The organism is Vibrio sp. 10N.261.55.C5, from assembly GCF_041470505.1.
Classification (GTDB): domain Bacteria; phylum Pseudomonadota; class Gammaproteobacteria; order Enterobacterales; family Vibrionaceae; genus Vibrio; species Vibrio crassostreae_C.
This window is the reverse complement of the sequence record NZ_JBFRMS010000095.1, coordinates 37019-53301: the sequence shown is the minus strand read 5'-3', so window position 1 is coordinate 53301 and position 16283 is coordinate 37019. Positions and strand designations below refer to the sequence as shown.

General features: G+C 43.6%; 12 protein-coding genes and 2 pseudogenes. 9 read left to right on the top strand and 5 right to left on the bottom strand.

Going from position 1 to position 16283, the window contains the following annotated elements:
* Positions 1-438: 438 nt before the first annotated feature.
* Positions 439-918, bottom strand: a complete 480-nt coding sequence (locus AB4263_RS23185) for a type II secretion system protein (protein WP_017060589.1) — start codon at positions 916-918, stop codon at positions 439-441.
* Between the two features lie 250 nt (positions 919-1168).
* Positions 1169-2556, bottom strand: a pseudogene (locus AB4263_RS23180) (putative bifunctional diguanylate cyclase/phosphodiesterase); the annotation flags it as partial.
* Between the two features lie 182 nt (positions 2557-2738).
* Here AB4263_RS23180 and AB4263_RS23175 point away from each other — a divergent pair.
* Entirely contained in the window at positions 2739-3428 is a 690-nt protein-coding gene (locus AB4263_RS23175) for a response regulator transcription factor (RefSeq protein ID WP_017060591.1), read from the top strand.
* Complete coding sequence (locus tag AB4263_RS23170) at positions 3421-4770, top strand: sensor histidine kinase KdpD (RefSeq protein WP_017064877.1); 1350 nt, start codon at positions 3421-3423, stop codon at positions 4768-4770. Before AB4263_RS23175 ends, AB4263_RS23170 begins: the two co-directional genes overlap by 8 nt.
* Positions 4771-4935: 165 nt before the next feature.
* On the opposite strand, the gene AB4263_RS23165 is transcribed toward AB4263_RS23170, so the two are convergent.
* Positions 4936-5472, bottom strand: a complete 537-nt coding sequence (locus AB4263_RS23165) for a GNAT family N-acetyltransferase (RefSeq protein ID WP_017064876.1) — start codon at positions 5470-5472, stop codon at positions 4936-4938.
* 226 nt (positions 5473-5698) lie between these two features.
* Here AB4263_RS23165 and AB4263_RS23160 point away from each other — a divergent pair, with 226 nt between their 5' ends.
* A complete protein-coding gene (locus tag AB4263_RS23160) occupies positions 5699-6964 on the top strand; it encodes an HD-GYP domain-containing protein (RefSeq protein WP_372098962.1) in 1266 nt (421 codons plus the stop codon).
* A gap of 134 nt (positions 6965-7098) precedes the next feature.
* Here the strand turns inward: AB4263_RS23160 and AB4263_RS23155 are convergent.
* A pseudogene (locus AB4263_RS23155) lies at positions 7099-7422 on the bottom strand (PTS sugar transporter subunit IIA); the annotation flags it as partial.
* A 187-nt stretch (positions 7423-7609) separates the two neighbouring features.
* On the opposite strand from AB4263_RS23155, the gene AB4263_RS23150 reads away from it, so the two are divergent.
* The 4 genes from AB4263_RS23150 (at position 7610) to AB4263_RS23135 (ending at position 11139) form a co-directional block, all read left to right on the top strand.
* Entirely contained in the window at positions 7610-8230 is a 621-nt protein-coding gene (locus AB4263_RS23150; RefSeq protein WP_017060596.1) for a hypothetical protein, read from the top strand.
* 446 nt (positions 8231-8676) lie between these two features.
* The gene (locus tag AB4263_RS23145; protein ID WP_017060598.1) at positions 8677-9885 is read left to right on the top strand and encodes a NupC/NupG family nucleoside CNT transporter; all 1209 of its coding nucleotides are present in this window, start codon (positions 8677-8679) and stop codon (positions 9883-9885) included.
* 321 nt (positions 9886-10206) lie between these two features.
* Entirely contained in the window at positions 10207-10476 is a 270-nt protein-coding gene (locus AB4263_RS23140; RefSeq protein ID WP_372098961.1) for a hypothetical protein, read from the top strand.
* A gap of 45 nt (positions 10477-10521) precedes the next feature.
* Complete coding sequence (locus AB4263_RS23135; protein WP_136982716.1) at positions 10522-11139, top strand: class I SAM-dependent methyltransferase; 618 nt, start codon at positions 10522-10524, stop codon at positions 11137-11139.
* Between the two features lie 144 nt (positions 11140-11283).
* On the opposite strand, the gene AB4263_RS23130 is transcribed toward AB4263_RS23135, so the two are convergent.
* Complete coding sequence (locus tag AB4263_RS23130) at positions 11284-12426, bottom strand: DUF3541 domain-containing protein (protein WP_372098960.1); 1143 nt, start codon at positions 12424-12426, stop codon at positions 11284-11286.
* A gap of 283 nt (positions 12427-12709) precedes the next feature.
* On the opposite strand from AB4263_RS23130, the gene AB4263_RS23125 reads away from it, so the two are divergent.
* Together AB4263_RS23125 and AB4263_RS23120 are read left to right on the top strand one after the other, a co-directional pair.
* A complete protein-coding gene (locus tag AB4263_RS23125) occupies positions 12710-14065 on the top strand; it encodes a diguanylate cyclase (protein ID WP_372098959.1) in 1356 nt (451 codons plus the stop codon).
* Positions 14066-14228: 163 nt separating this feature from the next.
* Complete coding sequence (locus tag AB4263_RS23120; RefSeq protein WP_372098958.1) at positions 14229-15878, top strand: DEAD/DEAH box helicase; 1650 nt, start codon at positions 14229-14231, stop codon at positions 15876-15878.
* Positions 15879-16283: the final 405 nt, after the last annotated feature.

The following is a 16283-nucleotide window of genomic DNA, read 5'->3' as shown; positions in this document are numbered from 1 at the left end:
GTGATATTATTATAATTTATGTGGCGTATTGTTTTGGTGATTTAATTAAAGTAATCAATGATAGAATTAATTATATTTGTTGAATGATTGACTTTAATTTATTCTGTTACGAAATTTAAATAATTAAACTTTAAGGTGGGATATTTAAAATAGGGAAAGGATGATTTTTATCATGATGTGTTGATTAAAGAATTTTAATTGAATTATTATTGACATATGTATCAAATATGTGTCTATGTAAATATTAATCGGCTAGTGATGAAAATAAGATATGAATGAGGTTGGTGTTATACCATGAGCACTGCCTAAAAGTATAAGCAGCAACAAGTTAGATCAATTAGTGTTATTTTTGAGCAAATGTTAGCGTAACCACATGATATTCAAAGATCTGTTGCGGTGGCTTTGTGTTAACTATGGAAGCGTGCAATCGTTGAGTATTTAACATGCACCATCAAGCACCACGATCTGTGGTTCTTTTTCTGGCTGATAAAGCACCTGACAAAAGTCTCCTTCTGGCGAATAGGTGTAGTTTTCGGTGTCGAAAGAGATGGCGGCTACTCTTTCTGCATTGCTGCCAGAGTCTACTTCTTTGTTGATGACATGAAGCTCTGTTGCGTCGATATTGAGCAGTCTTCTTAGTGAGTCAACATAGGCGATTGGGTAACCATGACAAACGTAGTAGGTCTCAATCTCCGTCTTTTCAACATAGTTGCACTCATCCTCAACGCCAGCAATCGCTGACTTCGCGTAGATCATATCGATACCCGTGCGAAGGTTACCAGCCACATCATGTATTTTACTCGCCCGAGCACTTCCTTGAACGTCTAAGAACTTGACCATAGCTGTCGCCGAAACGATCGCTAAAATTAATACAGAGATGATGAGTTCTAAAAGAGTGAAGCCGTTTTGTCTGTTCATGGTTACCGATTATTTGCTCTGCTAAAGGGACGGAATGAGGGTAATCTAAATACCAAAGTCATTACAGTTAGTGGGTATAATGGTTTGGTGTTTTATTGTGTGAATTTCTAAGTAATTTTCTTTATAAACAATAGCTTAATTATTTCCTCTTACTGTTAAACGCTATGTAAGCATACGTAAGCGTACACACCCACAGCAGCCGATTGTTTAGGAAGTATTCAAACGACTTAATTTATTGATAAATAAGTCTTTAATTGTAGGATTGTCGACCATTCAAAAACTGACTTTCGACTTCATTTGAGGGAATTGGTTTACTAAATAAAAATCCCTGAAGATACTGGTATCCACAATCGATTAAGAACGCTTTTTGCGTTTCGGTTTCGACACCTTCAGCAACCACTTTTAGCCCCAATTTTTCACAGATAGCATGGGTGGCTTGGACAATCGCTTTGCTCCCTTTGTGTGAACCGTGGACGAAGCTTTTATCGAGTTTCACGGTGCTAATCGGTAAGTCATGCAACATCGACAGTGACGAGTAGCCTGTGCCAAAGTCATCAAGGTGAAGCTCTACGCCCAATTTAGAAATATCGCTTAACGCTTGCCTGACTTCACCATGCTTGAAGATCATGGAAGATTCGGTGATCTCAAGGGCGATGCTTTGAGGTTGGATATTGTAGAAGTTCAACATTGCTAATAGCTGCTCGGCAAAGGTCGCGTGCATCTGAATACTTGAAATATTGATACTCATCATCAACTCACTATCAAACTCACGTTGCCATATCGATAGCTGTTTGAGTGCAGAGTTCAGAACCCATTTCCCGAGCGGTACAATCTGCCCCGTCTCCTCCGCTAAGCTAATAAACTCATCAGGGCCTATGTTACCTAGCTCTTTGTCTGACCATCGAAGCAAGGCTTCAAACCCTTTCACCTTGTCGCTGTTGGTGTTCATGATCGGTTGATAGTGAAGGTTGAGATCGTCGTTTTCTATGGCGCGTGCCAGTCGATGGCGGATCTCTACTTTGCGATGCAGGGTTTGTGCTAAGTCTGGGGTAAACGTTTGGAAGCGGTTTCGACCATTCGCTTTTGCAAGATGCATCGCCATACCCGCTTGCTTTAGCAATGTTTCTTGGTCAACCGCGTTATCAGGGAAATGCGCGGTACCTATGCTGCAACCGACAGATAAACTGCGATGCCTCTGATATGGAAACTTCGGTTTAAGGCATCAATGATGCGAGAGCAAAGTAGTGGGATATTTTGATTTCGGCAGGTGTGGGCAATCACAATGAATTCGTCGTCACCAAATCGCCCTATCATGCATTTCTCATCAACCAACTGTTTAAGGCGTTCACCAACCTGTTTGAGTCGTTGGTCTCCAACAGTGTGCCCATAAGTGTCATTAACTAATTTGAAGCCATCAAGGTCGACAAACATCAATTCAAACGGTGAGCGATAGGCAATGCTGGTTTCTAGAAGGTTGCTGATCCCACGGCGATTATAAAGCTCCGTTAAACAGTCGTGTTCTGCGTTGTATCTGGCTTTTATCAGCTTCTCTTTTTGCTTTGTTGTACAGGTTAGGTTTAGCAGCAGTTCGCTTTTATCAAAGAGCCACTTTCCTTGCACATCAAAATGGTGTGCTCTGAAGGAGGAAACCTTGATAAACCAAGGCGCACCGGTTGTTGGTTCTCTATTCTGTAAACGTGTATGTACAAAAGTGATTACTATGTTTTGCGTACGGTAAATGTAGGGCTCTGATTCCAATATTGATGATCTATGACCAGTATATATACTGCCTTCGCTTTTAATAAATACTGGTGATAGGAATGTCGAAAACCAAAGTGCTCATTGTTGAAGATGACCAAGAGATAGCTCGTCTAACGACGCTTTACCTCGAAGCTGAAGGTTACAATGTTAGCGTTGTTCATGAAGGGAACTTGGCACTTGAAGCGATCCGTAGTATTGAACCTGATTTAGTGCTGTTGGACTTGATGCTTCCAGGGATGAGCGGCGCGCAAATTTGCCGTCAAGCCCGTGAGTTTTACAATGGAATGATTTTAGTGCTAACGGCTTCCGCCGATGAAATGAGCGAGGTCAGCTTGTTTAAATTTGGTGCGGACGATTACGTTGCCAAACCGATTCGTGGCCATGCCTTGTTAGCGCGAATTGAAGCGTTATTGCGTCGAGCGACTCCCGTAAAAACTGCGCAAGAAACTACGGCTGAAAAACAGTGCGATATTGTAATCAACAGCTCTGCTCAAAGTGCCACGCTCTACGGCCAAAACCTCAAGCTTACTTCTGCTGAATTTGAAATCTTAAACCTTCTCGTTAATAACATCTGTCAGGTCGTGACTCGAGACCAGTGCTGTCAGTTATTTAGAGGGATAGATTACGCGTTCAACGACCGCTCGATTGATATGCGCGTGTCTGGGTTACGCCGAAAGCTGCGCATTCACGCAAAAGACAAACAGTTGATTCGTACGGTTCGCAACAAGGGGTACATGCTGGTTGCGTAAGTTCATTGCTACGAAGCTTCGCTCGGTTTCGATGTTTGCTCGCTTATACCTTGGGATTGTGACTGGGATGTCGGCAACGATATTTTTGTTCTTGAACCTTGGTGAGGGGTACATGCGACGCACCGAGATCGAAACCTTCCTCAATGATGGCATCTACTTTGCGGAGCAGTATGTTCGTCAACACAATCAAGAAAACTCACTCTATAAAGAGCTCGATAGAACAGGCTACCAACAATTTTATATCTTCAATTTACGCCTGTTGGAGAATTGGTCGGGCGAGGCGCCTTGCCAACAATGTGAGTTATACACAACCTTAAACGGTGTGCCGATATATCTAAGTGATGACAACCTCTATTCGACCGTGTTTCAGCTACCAAACTCTAAATTCAGTTTTGGGTTCAGTGAGGTAGGGGACTTTTTCTCTCCTGACATTGAATGGTACGAAGACTCAGAACGACACTTTTTGTTAGGGCTGTTGTTGGCTGTGATTGTGGCGATTGGAGCAAGTGTTTACTTACCTGTGAGGCGTTTTCAAGAAAGAATAGAGTTGCTCGTCGAGAAGCAGAAACAGTTTGGTAAGGGCAAGCTTAGTACTCGATCTGACATGGACGACATCCATCCTGTTTCTGATTTGGCCAGCAGTTTTAACTTCATGGCTGAAGAGATCGAAAGCAAAGTAAAACAAAGTCATATTTTCGCTCAAGCTATCCCACACGAAGTACGAACTCCGCTAAGTCGTATTCAACTGGCGACCGATATCCTAAGAAGGGGAGCCCCCGATAATCATCAGGTTCTTTTCGATGACATTGATACCTACATTGAGGATATCAACGAGCTCACGTCAGAAATCATCATGCTGTCGAAGTTGAATGTCATGGATAACTCTTTCTTTGAGCTCGTTAAAGTGACCTCCGATCTTCGTGAGTATTGCCTAGACCGAATTCGTTACTCGAAACTAGACAATGCCACCTTTGAATCTAAGGTACAGCTAGAGTGCAAGATTAAGTGTGATTGCTCAATGGCACGCTTGGTGTTCGATAACGTTCTCAAGAATGCGGGTAATTACACACAAGACAAAGTGTGGATGACGCTGGATGAGAACTCAGAAAACTGGCTGGTGGTGATTGAAGACAATGGTTCTGGAATACCAGAGAATAGGCGTGATGAGGTATTCCTTCCGTTCTCTCGACTAGACTCAAGCAGAACGTCGACCAACGGTGGATTGGGGTTGGGCCTCGCGATTGCTCTATCGGCGGCTAAAAAACTTTCTTGGGATATCAAAATCGACGACAGCAACCATGGTGGTGCCAAGTTCAGTATCGTGATTCCTAAGATCGCATAAACTGTAGCTTTAAGAACTCTTCAGGCTCGTCAAATAACAAAGCCACCGACTAATACCGTGGCTTTTTCATATTCCGATTTACAAGCTAGTGACTTCTTAGTACTACTGCTTAGAGCTTAGAGCTTAGAGCTTAGAGCTTAGAGCTTAGAGCTTAGAGCTTAGAGCTTAGAGCTTAGAGCGATGAAGGCCATAAATAGCGTGGTCAATGATGCGACCATTCAAGTTTTCGTTACGCGTGATGATACCTTCTAACGTGAAATGTAAGCGCTCACAAACCTTACGGCTGCTTTGGTTACCGGTTGCGGCTGATATCTCTACCTTTTCCATATCTAACTCATTGAAAGCAATATCAATCAGCTTCTGGACAACGCGCGTCACAATCCCCTTTCCTTGGTATGTCTCAGATAACCAATAACCTATCGTCACCTTTTGCTTATCATGATCAATAGTATTGAAACTGCAGTTACCGACGACCTTGTCTTGATACACGATCGCACAGGTCATGCTTTTCCCTTCCGCATAATCGTGTAGCGAGCGTTGGATGAAGATCCTAAAGTCTTGCTCGGTTTTACAATGTGGCGGCCACACGAGCCATTGACTTAGGTACTCATTCTGGCTTTGTGAGATTTCCGCGTAGTGAGAAGCGAAGCTCTCTTCAACCAATGCGATGGAGAGTTCGTTGTCGATAACCGTTTTAAACATGTCTTTCCTTTTCTTATGGCTGCTTATTTAAGCGAATCTTAGTCGGCAGGCTATAATGTCGCATGATTTTTAATATGCAACCATTTGTAGCACGGATTTTTCGTGATACGTTGGTTCTATCACGAAACTCATTAAACCTTACAATAGTTGTGTATATAATCATTAGCTATGCATTAGTATTAGCGGCCTAAATATATAAAAAATATAAAAATGCTAGGCTTAAATAATGAATCAACATTGCCAGGACGTGACCGTGGACTTAAGGAAGGCTCTATTCGGTATTGCTAAGGCGCTTGATAACGTCGGTTTCGAAAGTAAAAATCATGGACAGAGAGTGGGCTATATCGCGTATCGATGTGCTCTGAGTGTGGGGTGGGAAGAAGAGCAAGCGCAGCTCGCGTTTTCGTTAGGCTTGATTCACGACTGTGGTGTCTCGCAAATTGATGAACAGCTCAGTTTAACGTCTGGGTTTGTACCTGACTCAAGCTATCACCATTGTCAAAAGGGCTACCAAATCTTAAAAGAGTGCCCAGTTCTTTCTATATTTGCTAAGCCGGTTCTTTATCACCATACTCCGTGGTCTGAGCTAAGGGCTATTCATATCAGCGAGTTAGAAAGAGAACTAGCTGCCATCGTGATGCTTGCCGATAGAGTCGATTATCTATACGGCATAACCTCTTCTGATCGTTATGGAAACCTAACACCAGATGGCAAAGCGAGCATCATTGAACGTTTGACTGAACAAGCGGATGAGATGTTCGAAACCAACCTTGTGCAACACATGTGCGAGTTGGTTGATTTGGATGACTTCTGGTTTTCTATGGAGATTCCATACATCGAGAACATGAGGGATAACTTTGAACCTGTGCCATTTTTCTCCCAGCAAATGTCGCTGGATGAGACGGTGGCCTTTGCCGAGTTTATCGCCAATGTTGTTGATACCAAAAGTTCGTTTACCTTTAAGCACTCTTTAAAGGTTGGGCAGCTTTCAGAATACCTCGCCAAACAGCTGGGTTATTCCTACACCACTCAGCGCAAACTCTATCTGGCTGGGTTAGTCCATGATATCGGTAAACTGCAAACCCCTAATGACATTCTGCATAAGCCGGATTTACTCACTGAAGAAGAGTATTGCTGTATTAAACGCCATGCAACGGACACTCGATTCGCATTGCAGGAGTTGTTCAGTTCACCTCAGGTTTGTCAGTGGGCATCTAATCACCATGAAAGGTTAGATGGTTCGGGTTACCCAATGGGAAAAACGGCGGAAGAGTTGGATCAACCGAGTAGAATTGTTGCTGTGGTGGATGTGTTCCAGGCATTAACTCAATTTCGCCCTTATCGCGCAGGCATGACGCTAGAACAGACGATGGCTATTTTGACGGACCACGTTGATAACTTTAAGCTGGATAGAGAAGTGTTTGAGTGTCTTAATAAACACGCGCAATATTGCTTTGAATTATCGACAGACAAACGAATGTACGCGTTTTAACGCCACTGAATGCTTTCTAGGTGTGATGCCTTAACTCATATTCGATGAGAAATGACCAAGCACCAGAAACAGAAAAGCGATAGCCGAGGCTATCGCTTTTTTCATGGGGGCTTATCAGGATCTTTAGATCGAGATTAGTATCGTTTTAAGATCTCGATGATCGATTGCTCAGTTTCCGCTGCGATAATGGCATCAATGTCATCATCATTTTGGAACAACTCTGATAGCGCCATAATCGTATGGATGTGGCTATCTGAGTCCATCGCCGCCAGAGTAATTGAAAGGTAAACGTCACCGTTGTCTTCTGACTCTAAATCAACACCCTTCTTGAATACCGTTACTTGCAGTGATGCTTCGTTCACACCATCTTCAGGACGAGCATGAGGCATCGCAATTTTTGGTGCTAGAACATAGTACGCGCCGATGTCCTTGTGCTTTTGCTTGATAGCTTCAACATAATCTGTTCATTTCATAACGTTCCGTTACAAACCCTTGTTATTGACTGATGACCCAATAAATTTAACCCGATGTGTGAGCGAATTTATATAAATAACAATTATGTAAAATATTTATTTTATGAATGTTTACTCATTAAGTCGATTTTTGTTAGAACAGCCTATTCAAAACAATAAGATAGGTAAATCTATGAAAAAACTCGTCAGTTTACTGCTCGCTGCAGTATCGTTAGGGCTTTCTGGTTGTGCAACGGTATTAACAGCAGAACAAAGTGCGCCTCAACTCAATGAAGTTCCACAGGAAAAAGCGTTGACCGTCGCTGTAATCGATAAGAGACCATACGTTCTCGATCATGATAAAGAGCCAAAATTTGAGGGAATTATTCGCAGTTCGTTAGGTATTCCTTATACCTACAACACGGCGACACAGCAGCCAATGTCTCAATTTTTGACTGACAGATTGGTCGCAGGCTTGAAAAAACAGCAAGTAGCTGTTGAGTCGGTTGAGACGACGCCTGAAGAGGATATCACCAAGGTTGCTGAGCAGATGAAAGCATTCGACAACAAATCGATGATGTTTGTCTTGAATGAGTGGAAGTATGACTTCCACGCATTTACGGATAACTCTTGGTACAACGTTAATGTGATTATCTATGATGAAGCTGGTAATAAGCTACTCAGCAAAAATTTCCAAGGCGAGAATGATGTACCTGATGGTGGTGCAATCATCAATGAGATGCAACTGATCTACAAACAGCGTTTTGAAGAGATATTCCGAGATGCTGAAGTGAAAAGTGCCCTGCTAAACTAGTTATTCCCACTTTGATCTCATATTTTGAAAAAGCCACACTCTGTGGCTTTTTATTTTAATGATGGTTTTTTTTTGCATTATTTCTTGCTGGAAAAATTAATTATTGCGAGAAGTAGTTCGATTTGTACGCTTTATGACCGCGCGATCGTTTGCGTCAAAAAATGTGATGAAAGTCTCACTTAACTGTTTATACTTCTTTTCCGGTTTTAAGCCGGTGCTTAGCCAATACAAGCCGTCACATGGATATGTGAATGACCCCACGGACCGGACCAGCTACGTTCCACTGCTTGTATAAGGTGATTTTTTACATGAACAACTCGTTGTTACATTCGCTAACCCTGTTAGCTCCTTCATCGCGTAGCGTTTTGCTTGCGGTTCTTTGTCCTGTTCCTTTGATGTCATTTGCTTGGCTCATGTTCACTCTTTAAGGGTTACTAGGACACATTATGAATATTCTATTTGGTTTTGTCGGTGTTCTTGCACTGATTGCTTGCGCGTACCTGTTATCTGAAAGTCGTTCTTCAATTAACTGGAAAACGGTCTCTCGTGCACTATTACTTCAAATCGGTTTTGCAGCCTTAGTCTTGTATTTCCCATGGGGACAATTGGCGCTAACAAGCCTAAGTAATGGTGTTTCTAGCCTGCTTGGTTTTGCAGACGTTGGTATCGCATTCCTTTTCGGTGACCTTGCTACTGAAGGCTTCATTTTCGCGGTTCGCGTGCTTCCAATCATTATCTTCTTCAGTGCTTTGATTTCTGCGCTTTATTACTTAGGCGTTATGCAAAAAGTGATTCAAATCTTGGGCGGAGCGGTGCAAAAACTGCTGGGTACAAGTAAAGCTGAATCTCTGGTTGCTACAGGTAATATCTTCCTTTCTCAGGGTGAGTCTCCTCTTCTTATTCGTCCCTTTTTAAAGTCTATGACTCGTTCGGAACTGTTTGCTGTAATGGCAGGTGGTATGGCGTCGGTAGCGGGTAGTGTACTTGGTGGTTATGCTGGCCTTGGTGTTGAGCTTAAATACCTTATCGCTGCAAGCTTTATGGCGGCTCCGGGTAGCCTGTTAATGGCGAAGATCATTGTTCCTGAGCGCAGCACACCAAGTGACTACGACCACATTGAGCTCGATAAAGCTGACCAAAGCAACGTGATTGATGCATTGGCAAGCGGCGCGATGAACGGTATGAAGGTTGCAGTAGCGGTTGGTACAATGTTGGTTGCCTTCGTGAGTGTGATTGCGATGGTCAACACTGGCCTAGAAAGCCTAGGTGAAACGTTCGGTTTTGCGGGCATTACGCTGCAAGCTATCTTCGGTTACCTGTTCTCGCCTCTTGCATGGCTGATCGGTATCCCAAGTGACGAAGTATTGATGGCGGGTTCTTACATCGGTCAGAAGATCGTTATGAACGAGTTTGTTGCTTTCATCGACTTCGTTGAGAACAAAGCTCTGTTATCTGAACACAGCCAAGTGATCGTGACTTTTGCTCTATGTGGCTTTGCTAACATTGGTTCTATCGCGATTCAGTTAGGTTCAATCGGTGTTATGGCACCAGAGCGCCGTGCTGAAGTTGCAAACTTAGGTTTGAAAGCTGTAGCTGCTGGTACGCTAGCAAACCTAATGAGTGCATGCTTAGCGGGTATTTTCATCCTGCTTTAAGCTATATTCAGTTAAAGCGGACACTTTACTTACGGAGTTAACGTAAGGAGGGTGTCCGCTTTTTTGTGCCTGTTAATCAGGCGAAATCAGGTTTTGGCCGTCGACTGTGATTTGTCTATCGTGAGTAAAAGCTCACTCGGAAGAGTAATAGAGCCAGTTCCTTTTATCCGATATACTTGAATATCATCAGGTTGCGATTAATAACATTCGGCTTCGATTAAGAACATTCGATTTCGATTGAGAATATTCGGTTCCGACTAAGCATATCCGCTTTCGATTAGGAACAATGGCAACCAAGCTAAATTAATCAAGGGTCTCTCCATGAACATTCGCGTTCTCATCGGTCTTATTGTTACCTTCATTGGCTTGTTTGCGATGGTTTACCTAATTGCTGGCGGCGCTCAGTTTCCTATCTACCAGTGGCCAAAAGAGGCTTATCTCGGTTTGGTGTTCAGCGTGGTGTGGGGGGCTGGTGTCGTAGCGTCTGTAGCGTATTTCTTCTCGGCATTGGTGTTTGTTACTGTCGCCGTGGTTTGCTATGCGATCGGTTATAAAATCGGTGGGCTCTTTTCTTCAAGTTCTAAAGCTTAATCTTATCAAGGTGTGCTGATGTTCATTGAAGTAGGGCTGATTTGAATGCACTGGCTCGATCGTTGGAAGGTGTATCGCTATCATCGGAAACAAACTAACCGCTCGAATGGCGACAAGGCTAAAGCTTTAGGTTGGACTAGCGAAGAGAGCCAGTTGTGTCGCTTTGAAGTGATCGCTCGTGCAGCGGACTTCGAAAAGAAGAGTGTTTTAGATTTGGGTTGCGGCTATGGCGAGCTGTTTGAGCTGCTCGACAGCATCTATCGCATTCAATCTTATACCGGCGTTGACCAACACGCAGGCTTTCTTAAGAAGGCAAAGCAAAACTATACAGAAGATCGTTGTCGGTTTTTGTCGGGTGATATGAGCAAAATGAAACTTGAGGCGCACGACATTGTCATCGCGAGTGGTTCACTGAACTATGTCTCTCGTGATTCTGATTATCTGACAAACATGATTACTCGCATGCATGAACTGGCGAATCAGACGGTGATTTTTAATCTTCTCAACTCAAGCCAGTATCCTTCGCGTAATACCTTGATGAGTTATCACCCTCAAGGTGTCTATCGTTTCTGTAAAACGCTCTGCGATGATGTCTCTTTAACGGAGGGCTACGCAGAAGGGGATTTTACGATAGTGATGAACAAAGCCGTGTCAGGAGCTTGATGTCGTCTTTGTTTTTATCTTTACGCAGGTTTTGATATTAACAACTTTTGATACGAGTACTGACGTAGTAAACAGCAAAAAGCCGCAGCCTTGAAAGGTATGAGGCTTTTTGGGTTCTATGATGAACCTAGGCTAGGTATGTTGCTAGTTCTTCGGTGGTTGGTTTTTAATGAGTCCGTAAGGGATGTTAGTAAACACTTTAGGGTTGCCCTCATAAGTCGGCGCTTCATTCACTTGCTGCCAATCGAGTAGCATGATTGCTAGCACGTTGCGGTGTTCACCGTACTCAAGGTCAAAATCGCCAGTAATTGAAGGGATCATGCCTTGTTTCTCATCGATTGAAGCTTGAATCGCGAGTCGAGTTTTCTCTACAACTGGGTCATCTTCTAAACCTGCCAACAAGAAGGTTAATCCAACCTCAGCAATCACATCTTCTTTCGCACGCAGCAGAATCGTATCGATGTTTTCTCTGAAGTAATCGTAGATCCATTGATGATCTTGTTCGCGGACTTGATGTTGGTAATATTCTGAGTCGCCAAAGATGACGTGTGTCATACCATAGATCTTATTACCGTATTGCTGGCTTGAAAGCTTTCTGTCTTTATCGTTTGGGTATGCTTTTTTGAAGGTATCGACAAACTCATCAACGACATCCTGCTCACCCAGTTGGCGCAACCAGTAAACCTGATTCGCTAATTGAGCGGCCCACGCTTTCACCATGTCTTCATTGGTCACGTATCGTGAGAAGTCATAGCGACGAATGATTTCGCGTAGCTTGGCATCGTTCTTGTGTTCTAAACCGTATTCGTTAGCACGAGCCATAGAGCCTAGAAGGTCAACACCAAGGTAAAGGTATTCAGGCATGTGCTTGGTGATGTTGTAGCGTCGAATACTGCGCTCATCGTTATCACCAATATAAGATGCAACTCGCTTCTCTGAGTAGAGTACGATTTGTTCCATGGTTTGAACGTCATTCGACAGGGTGCTGAGCTTGCTTGCCACTCGAGCCATGTCGCTCCACACCGCCGCTGAATACTTATCGTCTAATGTTTGACGATACATGCGCAGCCCGTAGTGACCTTCTTTGAATGCAGGCAGGGTGTAAAGCTGGCTTTCGTAGGTGGTGCGAATTAGGTCTGCAGATTGCTTGAAAGATTGTTCTTGAGAATTGAGCGAATCTGCTTGGGATTGAACGTTCACTGCGGTTGGCGCTTGAACGTTTTCTTGTGCGTGAACGGCAACCGAGGCTGATAGCAATGTACACAGTGTGATAGTTTTTAACTTCATGTCGTGAGGTACCAAGCTGATTATTAGTCTATGTAAAATAACATTGATGAATCCTTCAATGTAAGCGTTGAGTCAATACAATGTAAGCTTTATAAGGTTCACTAACCCTTTTTGATTAAACCATTCGTTTAGTAAAGAAGTTTGAAGTGATGGATCACTCAATATTTGATAGATAGTCGACGTCAGTATGGATTTTTAATGACTTAGCGGCATACTGGAGCAATAAGCCAGAAATGAGCCGTCATAAGGCAGTATATAGAACAATAGTGTTAGAGGTTCGTAAATGCCAAGTGGTTCTAGCAAGCAGTGGTCTGCCAGAGTAGTAGCTTTTCTTTTTTTCCTTGCGATAGTAAGCGCAATTGAGTTCTTTCATGCCAAGCAATTAACTTTTCTTAAAAACGAATCGTATTCAGAGGCCAAAAAGCAACTATCCATTATTCGTTCTCGGATTGAAGCCGCGATCGTGTCAGATATGTATATCCTCAATAACTTCTCGACCTTAGTGACCATCAACCCCGATGGTGAGGTGAAAAATTGGGACAAGATTGCTGAGAATATCATTCAAGATGGCTTCCATATTCGACTTATCGGACTCGCCAAAGACGACATTCTAAATTTTGTTTACCCGCTGGAAGGTAATGAGCAGATTCTCGGTATTAATTATCGTGATCACCCAAATCAATGGGAGTCGGTTGAGATAGCCCGTAATCTTGGCAACACCTTTATTGCTGGTCCCTTTGAGCTTTTTCAAGGTGGACAAGCCCTCATTACGCGTACTCCGATCTTCCGAGACCCGCCTTTCAATCAAGATTATTGGGGTGTCTCCAGTGCTGTTATCGGCTTAGATGAGCTGTTTGAAGATGTTGGAATCGGCAAGATAGAGAACAAGTATGAATTAGCAATTCGTGGTGAAAACAGTTCAGGTAAAGATGGCGCTGTCTTTTATGGCACTCAGGATGTGTTCGATAATGCGTTTGCCACTGAACAGGTGAGTTTCCCATACGGTGGTTGGTACCTTGCTCTTTCTGGCAACGAACACGTATTAATGGGTGAGCCTTGGTATCGCATCCAAGCGGTAAGGCTGGTGGGCTACTCCATAATATTAGTGCTGGCGTTTGCCTTCTTTACTATTTATCGCCTGTACCGGATTGCAGATAGCCGCTCTATGCATGATGAGCTAACGATGTTACCGAATCGTCGATACTTCATGTATAGCCTCAAGCAGGCCTTCAAAACCACTCAAAAACAGAGAGCGAGAACCTTTGCCGTTGTAAATATCGACCTCGATGGGTTTAAAGCAATCAACGACACTTATGGTCACGCGGCAGGCGATCAGGTATTGATTGAGTGTGCTAACCGCATCAGAAGTGAGCTGCGTGTTTCAGATATCGTCGCAAGGATAGGCGGTGATGAGTTCTTGGTCTTGTTGCCACGCATTATCGATGATCAACACGTATCGTCGATCGTGACTAAACTACGAAAGGCGATATGCTCGGCGCCAGTTGTGTACGAAGCGCACTCTATTTATCTCAGAATCAGTGTGGGTTGGGTTATTCACAATAGTAACTACAATGATGTCGATGCGCTCTTGAAAGCCGCTGATGAAAAAATGTACGAACAGAAGCGACAAGTTATCTAGGTTGAATTTTAGCTGCGATTAGAATTTAGTTGCTGAATGGGGGGAAAAGCCTCAGAATACCGCGCTTTGCTCCGTATCAATGTATTTGATGAGCAAAAGCTGAAGCAACGCACTTTTTAACGTGTTGCTCATACTAAATGTTATTCAACTGAGAAAATAATCTATGAGTTTTACCTCCCTTGGCCTTTCTGAACCGATCCTTAAAGCTATTGAAGCACAAGGTTACGATAAGCCATCACCAATACAAGAGAAAGCCGTGCCAGCTGTCCTAACGGGCAAAGATGTTATGGCCGCTGCTCAAACAGGTACAGGTAAAACTGCAGGCTTCACGCTACCTATTCTTGAAATGTTATCGAAAGGTACTCGCGTACGTCAGAACCAAGTTCGTGCGCTCGTGCTAACGCCAACTCGTGAGCTTGCTGCGCAAGTGAATGGCAGCGTAGTGAAGTACGGTATTAACTTACCGCTGACTTCGACGGTAGTGTTTGGTGGTGTGAAGATTAACCCTCAGATGCAAAAACTGCGTAAAGGTAGTGACGTGTTGGTGGCAACACCTGGTCGTCTACTTGACCTATACAACCAAAATGCAGTGCGTTTTGACCAACTAGAAATCCTAGTGCTAGATGAAGCGGACCGCATGCTAGACATGGGTTTCATCCGCGATATTCGTAAGATCTTAGCTTTCTTGCCTAAGAAGCGTCAGAACCTACTGTTCTCAGCGACGTTCTCTGATGATATCCGCAGCTTAGCGAAAGGCTTAGTGAACAATCCTGTTGAGATTTCAGTAAGCCCTGCAAACTCGACGGCAAAAACGGTTGAGCAAAGCATCTACCCAGTAGACAAAAAGAAAAAGAGCGCAATGCTAGCGAAGCTAATCAAAGATAACGATTGGCAACAAGTGTTGGTGTTCAGCAAGACGAAACACGGTGCGAACAAGCTTGCTCGCTTCCTTGAAGAGCAAGACATCACTGCTGCACCTATCCATGGTAACAAGAGCCAAGGTGCACGTACTAAAGCCTTAGAGAACTTCAAAACAGGTAAGGTACGAGTACTTGTTGCAACTGATATCGCCGCTCGTGGTATCGATATCCCGCAACTGCCTCAAGTAGTTAACTTCGATCTTCCTCATGTATCAGAAGACTATGTACACCGTATCGGTCGTACTGGCCGTGCAGGTGAAGTAGGTAAAGCGATTTCATTGGTTTGTGCTGATGAAGTGGGTGAGCTGTTCGGTATTGAACGCCTGATTCAACAAGTGCTAGAGCGTCGTGAACTGGAAGGTTTCTCTCCAGTAAATAAGTTACCTGAGTCTCGCTTGGATTCACGTCCAATCAAGCCTAAGAAACCGAAGAAAGCAAAACAGCCACGTGAACATGCTGATGGTCAACGCTCTGGTGATAACGCTCGCGGGCACAAGCCAGCAGGTAAGAACAAGCGTCATGTAGCTGGTAATGGTTCGGCTTCAAAGCGTAAGCCGACATCTGGTAAGAAACCTGCTGAAAACAACTCAGCTGCGACAACTGAAGATAAATCAGTAAGAAACAACGGCAGCAACTTTAAACGCGGTAGTGCGGGCAATAAACCTGCTGCAAATAACGCAGGTGCTCAGAACACTCTGAGCAAACCAAGCGGTGCGGGTAAATCTAACGGTACTGGTAAGCCAAACAACGCGGGTAAACCTGCAGGCAAACCTAAGAAGTCTGGTTACGGCGGTAGCTACGGCCCAAGCAAGTCGTCAAATAAGCCGACAAGCAACAAACCTTCGACAAACAAACCGTCTCAAAGCCGTTCTAAGCCAGCTCCTCAGAAGTAATCTTTTCTGAGATATTGAAAGAGCAATGAACAGGAGTCGCTTTATAAAAAGGCGTCTGGTGGGTTAAGTTCTTTCTGTCATAGAAATCGAATAAGCGTGAATATTGAATCTCAATGTTCGCGTTTTTTTATGGGCGCTGTTTGGGGTATTGTTGATGTTGAGTAACCCTAGGGGGAGGTTTATTGCTGTTTAAAGTGATTGAATCTAAGGGAAATATGGCATTTTGGGGAAGGGTAATGAATCTTTAATGATTCATTAATAACAACATAATCACTAGCGTTTTTGTTGGTTTTCGCAATTTGCAATTCCAGTTTGCAAAACAAACAAGGATATACGGCCAATACGTGTCCAGATGCGTAGTAAATACGTGTTTTAAAAGTTGGCACGCATGCTGCATTAGTAATG